Source organism: Microcoleus sp. Aus8_D2 (assembly GCF_036702665.1).
Taxonomy (GTDB): domain Bacteria; phylum Cyanobacteriota; class Cyanobacteriia; order Cyanobacteriales; family Microcoleaceae; genus Microcoleus.
On the sequence record NZ_JAUBUN010000032.1, the window covers coordinates 276 to 6,736 of the forward strand.

The following is a 6,461-nucleotide window of genomic DNA, read 5'->3' on the forward strand; positions in this document are numbered from 1 at the left end:
CTTACTAAGATTGGTTTGATCGTTCGGACTTTAGTCCGCAGAATAAGAAGGACTAAAGTCCTCACTACGAACCTTTTCGCTCGAATGACCTTACTAAGATTGGTTTGATCGTTCGGACTTTAGTCCGCAGAATAAGAAGGACTAAAGTCCTCACTACGAACCTTTTGGGGGTAATTGACCGGACATGATATTACATCTTGCTCATTATCAAGTTAAAAGGTTAAATAATCAAGGCTGCTGCACTCTTCTAGTTTCGTTTCAGTTAAAGGCAATTTACCTGACTCTACTTTTTCCTGTTGTCTGTTCAACCAAATTGCTTTTAAGCCGGCGGCTTTGGCACCGCAATAATCTGCTTTGAAGCTGTCGCCGATATGCAAGACATTATCGGCTGTGCAGTTGTGCTTTTGCAATGCTGCGGTGAAAATTTCTGGCTGGGGTTTGGCTGCACCTACTTCGGTGGAAATTGTGACATATGTGAAATATTCTGCTAAGTTGAGGGCTTTTAATACTGGATAAAGTCGCGAATCGAAATTCGAGACTACTGCTAATTCGATTCCTTGTTGTTGCCACTTATTTAAGGCGGGGAATACGTCGGGATAGACGAACCAAGGTTCGGCGGTGGCAAAATGAGCGTAGAGCTCGGCAAAGAATTTGGGGAAGTCTGAAAATTGATGGAAAATTCCTACTATTTGGAATGCTTTCGCAGCAACTTCTAGCCACCAATGAAATTCTAACTGGGGAATTTTTGCTGCTTCTATTCCTGGAAATGTCATCGGACTTGCTGAGGCGAAGCTTTGGTAAAATGCTGCATTTAATTCTTTGCTGTTAACTGTTACTCCGAATTTTTTGGCTAGTTGTCCGTAGACTTCGCCGACGCTGCCGCGCACGTCAAATAGTGTGCCTGCTGCATCTAAAAAGATAGTTTTTGTCATTGGTTATAATAAATTTGAAAACGAGTAATAGAAGACCGGGCGAATGGAATTCGCGTCTACACAAACTCTCACCTGACGGGAGCAGGTTGAAGAATCAGAATCAGAACCAGACCGGGCGAATGGAATTCGCGTCTACACAAACTCTCACCTGACGGGAGCAGGTTGAAGAATCAGAATAAGACCGGGCGAATGGAATTCGCGCCTACACAAACTCTCACCTGACGGGAGCAGGTTGAAGAATAATACCGGGCGAATGGAATTAAGTTATTTTTTTCAGTCGGCCCGAAAGCGGACATCGTTTGTGTAGACGCGAATTCTATTCGCCGTCTTATCTATTAACTTTTAAGCAACTCCTGAATCGGCTTGCTAATCCAGTTGAAACCAACTTTTAGTTGGTGGTCAAATGTTGGCATTCGATAGAGATAGGCTAGGCGGCGTGCAATGTGTGCTAGTTGTCCGTCGAGTTTGATTCCTAAACCTGTGAGGGTGGCTTCGTCTATTCCTAATGTCATCATTTCTCCTAGCGGCTGGTACCGGAAAGGTAGTAATGGTCGATCGCTCAGGGATGCCCAAATATTCCAGGCGGTATAGTCGGCTTGCTGGAAGGCTGTTTGGGCTGTGGATGGGACTTTTTGACCTGTGGCGTCGTGACATTCGGCTAAGTCTCCCAAGGCAAATATGTCTGGATGGTCGATGATTTGCATCTGGGAGTTAACTATTAGTTGACCGCGGTGGTTTTGTTTGAGGGGGAGCGATCGCACTGCTTGACTGACTTGAGTTCCTACTGTCCACAATACTATGTCTACGGGGAGAACGTCTAATTGTCCTTTGTAGAGTAAGGATATGGTGTCGGATTCGATCGCCTCTACGGCTGTTTCTAAGTCGATCCAGACTTTGCGTTTTTCTAATGCTTTGTTGGCGGCTTCGCGGTTGAACTCTGGTGATGTCCGCAAAATCGTGTCGCCTTGCTCGACTAATCGGACGCGACCTTTGTCTCCGAGTCGATCGGCTAATTTACAAGCTAATTCTACTCCCGAATAACCGGCGCCAACGATCGCAATCCGAATTTTGTCGGGGTTGCTGGCTTCGAGAAACCGCAGTCTTTCTTCTAAGCGGTAGGCGTCATCGAGGGTGCGGAACGAGTAAGCGTATTCAACGGCTCCTTTGACCATATCTAGGGGAGTTTCGCCGCCTAAAGCTAAGACTAGGCGATCGCACGGAATTTCTGGCCCGTCATGCAACTGCACTCGCTTCGACTCTAAGTCGATGCCAGAGACAGTTCCTTGACAAAAACGCACGCCTGTGTTTTGCAACAGTTCGGCAAAGGGCGGGGCGATTTCCCAGGTTTGGAGTTCGCCGGTGAGGAGTTCGTACAGCAGGGGAACGAACAAAAATCGATCGCGCCGATCGACTAGGACTATTTCGGGTTTTTCGGTTTTGGAGAAGGGTAACTGACTCAAGCGCAGGGCTGTGTGGAGTCCGCCGAAGCCTCCGCCGAGAATGCAAATCCGGGGTTGTTGTTGAGCCATGGTTTTTGTTTGAGGGCGATCGGTAGCAAGGCAACTTATCTTATTGTAACGAGAGTCGGGGAGTGGGGGAGTGGGGGAGGGGGAGATGGGGAGAGGGGGAGATGGGGAGATGGGAGAGGGGAGAGGGGGTAAATATTCTCTCTTCCCTCTTCCTTCTTCCCTCTTGGCTCTTCCTTCTTCCTTCTTCCTTCTTCCCTCTTCCTTCTTCCTATTAGCCGCCCTCAAATTTTTTGAATGTTCGGACAAGTAATTTTGTACTATATTAGTTGATAACGAATTATTTCGCCAATTAAATTCAGTTTTTATACAGGCATCTACTCTAACACTTGCTCCCGCAGTCACAAGTGAAAAAATCATGCAAATTTCCTCGAATTCTTCTAAATTTAAGAATAGCGATCGCCATAACGAAGATGGCTCATCTTTATTAAGCAGCGAAGAACGATATAAAAATTTAGTAGCTAATATTCCCGGTGCTGTATACCGCTGTACCTGCGACTGCACGGGGCCCGATGGCGAATTAATACGGACAATGGCGTTTTTGAGCGAGGCTGTTCAAGAAATATCAGGCTATCCATCCTCTGATTTTATCAACGATCGCGTCCGTTCTTTTGCCAGCATCATCCATCCTCAAGACCGCAAAAATATGGAGGAGGCTCTCAAAAAAAGTGTAGCAACTAGAACTCCGTACATCCTTGAATACCGCATTCTCCGGGCTGACGGGGAAATTACCTGGGTTTACGAAAAAGGTCAAGCTGTTTGTGGCGAGGGGGATGAGGCTAGAGAGAGACAAGAGGGACAAGGGGAAATTGAGGAATTTTTGTCTGGTGTGGTTTCGTCGGTTTCGCCGATCGCAAATTCTCTGTCTCAGGTTGTATATCTCGACGGAGTGATTTTGGATATTACTGAGCGCAAGCGCGCTGAGGAAAAGCTGCGAAACACTCAAGATTTTCTGAATGCGGTACTGCAAAATTTGCCAGTTAGCGTGTTTATTAAAGATGCTGTGGAACAAAGATTTATTTATTGGAATGCTGCTAGCGAAGAATTGTTTGGCTATTCCAGCGATGAAGTCTTGGGAAATAATGCTGCTGACTTGTTTGAAGCAGAGCAGGCAAATTACTTGCAAGCACAAGATTTAGAAGTATTTGCCACGGGAAAAGAGGTTGATTTGCCAGAAGAAATCATCCAACTTCCGCACCGGGGAAAACGGATTTTGCACACGAAAAAAGTTCCTTTGTTTGACGCTTTTGGCGCGCCTAAGTACATTCTGGGTATTGCTCAAGATATTACCGAAAGTAAACAAACTGAAACAGAATTGTCGCGCTTGGCGATCGTGGCTCAAAAAACGCAAAATGGTGTGATTATTACTGATGCTCAAGGCTGCATAGAATGGGTGAATGAAGGATTTACTCGGATTAGCGGTTACGTGCTGGCAGAAATGCTGGGGAAAAAACCGGGTGATGTGCTGCAAGGCCCTCAAACAGATCCGGTAACTATTGCCCAATTGCGATCGGCTTTGGATAGGGGCGAGCCGTTTAATCAGGAAATTTACAATTACAGGAAGGATGGAAAGGGTTATTGGGTGGCACTTTCTATCGCCCCTATTTATCGAGAAACTGAGGAACTCGAAGGTTTTATTGCGGTGCAAACGGATATTACCGATCGCAAACAAGCTACTGAATCTGTCAGGGAAAGCGAGAGTTATTACCGCTGCATCGTCGAAACTGCTTCGGAGGGCGTTTGGATGTTTGACGCCGACAGCAACACGACTTTTGCGAACTGTCGGATGGCCGAAATGCTGGGGTATACTGTGGAGGAAATGCAGGGGCGATCGCTATTTGAGTTTATCGACGACGACTCTCGGGAAATAGCCGAAAGCTACGTGCAGCGCAGGCGCCAAGGCATCCGCGAACGCCACGATTTTCAGTTTACTCGCAAAGATGGCTCTCACTTGTGGGCGATCGTCTCAGCGACACCAATGTTCGACGCTGAGGGCGAATTTGCGGGGGTTTTGCGGATGATTACCGATATTAGCGATCGCAAACAAGCCGAAGCAGAATTGCGCCAAACTCTCCAAGAATTAGAATTTGAAAAATTTGCCTTAGATCAATCGGCGATTGTCTCGAATACCGACGAATTCGGCGCCATTACCTATGTCAACGACCAATTTTGCGAACTCTTTAAATATTCTCGGGAAGAATTGCTCGGCCAAACCCACAGAATTGTCAATTCCGGCTATCACCCAGCCGATTTTTTCAAGCAGCTTTGGTCAACCATCCGCCAGGGAAATGTTTGGCGGGGAGAAATGAAAAATCAAGCTAAAGACGGCAGATTATTCTGGTTGGATACTACGATTGTACCTTTCTTAAATTCTCAGGGAGAACCCCATCAATATGTAGCAATTCGCAAAGATATTACCGCTCGCAAACAAGCAGAAGAAGCGGTGCGACTTTCCGAAAGTCAATTGAGGACTAAAAATCAAGAATTAGCGAAAGCCCTGCGGGACGTGCATAAAACTCAAAGCATGATGGTTCAAAATGAAAAAATGGTAAGTTTGGGGCAGTTAGTAGCGGGAGTCGCTCACGAAATTAACAATCCAGTTAGCTTCATTTACGGCAACGTCATGCACGCAGACGATTACTTTAAAGACTTGCTAAAAATGCTGCAACTTTACCAGCAGGAATACCCGGAACCAACAAAGGCAATTCGAGAAGAAATAGATGATCGAGATTTAAATTTCCTGCTCAAAGATTTGCCGAAACTGTTAACATCGATGAAAATGGGAGCAGAAAGAATTCGCCAAATTGTGCTGTCGCTGAAGAATTTCTCGCGTTTGGATGAAGCGGAACAAAAACAGGTGGATATTCACGAAGGGATTGACAGCACTTTGTTGATTTTGCAGCACAGGTTGAAAGAAACGGCTGGACATCCGAAAATTACGCTGGTCAAAGAGTTCGGCAATTTGCCCCGCTTACAGTGTTATGCAGGACAGTTAAATCAGGTATTTATGAATATTATTGGCAATGCAATTGATGCTTTGGAAGAGGCAATGGAAACCGGACAGTGGGGCGACGGGGAACAGGCCCCTATTCCTTCTTGTCCTTCGCCGACGCTGCGGATTTGTACTGAGGTAAAATATGAACAGGGTGCTGTTTGTGCTGATTCTATTCGCCGTCCTTCTCATATTGTGATTCGGATTGCTGACAACGGGCCGGGGATTCCGATAGATGTTCATGAAAGGCTGTTCGATCCGTTTTTTACTACGAAAGAACCGGGGAAAGGTACTGGTTTGGGGCTGTCTATCAGTTATCAAATTGTGGTGGAAAAGCACGGCGGGCGGCTGAAGTGTAATTCCGCACCGGGTCAAGGTACGGAATTTGCGATCGAGATTCCTGTAGGGAAGAGTCAGTAGTCAGTTGACAGTTGATAGTTGACAGTTGACAGTAGTCATTAGTCCTGCCGTCATTAGTCATTAGTCCTGCCGTCATTAGTTACTTCCAATTACCAATGCCCCATGCCCCATGCCCCATGCCCCATGCCCCATTACCAATGAATTATAACGTAATTTACGACGGCAATTGCAATCTCTGTGTCACGTTGGTGCAGTTACTTGAAAATCTCGATCGAGGCCAGAACTTTGAGTATATTTCTATGCAAGATTTAGAGGAATTAAAGCGGTTTGATATAACTGCTGAGGATTGCGAAATGGGGATGATTTTGATAGATAAGAATAATCCCGAAAAACGCTGGCAAGGTAGCGATGCAGCGGAGGAAATCGGGCGGATATTGCCTGCTGGCGAGGTGTTTGTGGCAGCTTACCGCGCAATGCCGGGGATGAAGTGGATGGGCGATCGCCTGTACGAACAAGTGCGCGATAACCGCTATACTTTGTTTGGCAAGCGATCGACAACCTACAAATCGGCTTATGCAGTGGGCTGTAGGTCGATCGACAATTGCGACAATCAAGACTTAAAATCAGGTTCGTAGTAAGGACTTCAGTCCT

Annotated in this window: 4 protein-coding genes; 2 read left to right on the forward strand and 2 right to left on the reverse strand. The window is 46.3% G+C overall.

Going from position 1 to position 6,461, the window contains the following annotated elements; genetic code table 11:
- Positions 1–212: 212 nt before the first annotated feature.
- Both QUB64_RS22515 and QUB64_RS22520 read right to left on the reverse strand, forming a co-directional pair.
- Entirely contained in the window at positions 213–932 is a 720-nt protein-coding gene (locus QUB64_RS22515) for an HAD-IA family hydrolase (protein ID WP_333267303.1), read from the reverse strand.
- A gap of 335 nt (positions 933–1,267) precedes the next feature.
- Positions 1,268–2,461 carry an NAD(P)/FAD-dependent oxidoreductase gene (locus tag QUB64_RS22520; protein WP_333267306.1) on the reverse strand — a complete coding sequence of 398 codons (1,194 nt, stop codon included), beginning with the start codon at positions 2,459–2,461 and terminating at the stop codon, positions 1,268–1,270.
- Positions 2,462–2,816: 355 nt separating this feature from the next.
- Here QUB64_RS22520 and QUB64_RS22525 point away from each other — a divergent pair, with 355 nt between their 5' ends.
- A complete protein-coding gene (locus QUB64_RS22525; RefSeq protein WP_333267308.1) occupies positions 2,817–5,870 on the forward strand; it encodes a PAS domain-containing sensor histidine kinase in 3,054 nt (1,017 codons plus the stop codon).
- A 137-nt stretch (positions 5,871–6,007) separates the two neighbouring features.
- Positions 6,008–6,445, forward strand: a complete 438-nt coding sequence (locus QUB64_RS22530; RefSeq protein WP_333267310.1) for a thiol-disulfide oxidoreductase DCC family protein — start codon at positions 6,008–6,010, stop codon at positions 6,443–6,445.
- Positions 6,446–6,461: the final 16 nt, after the last annotated feature.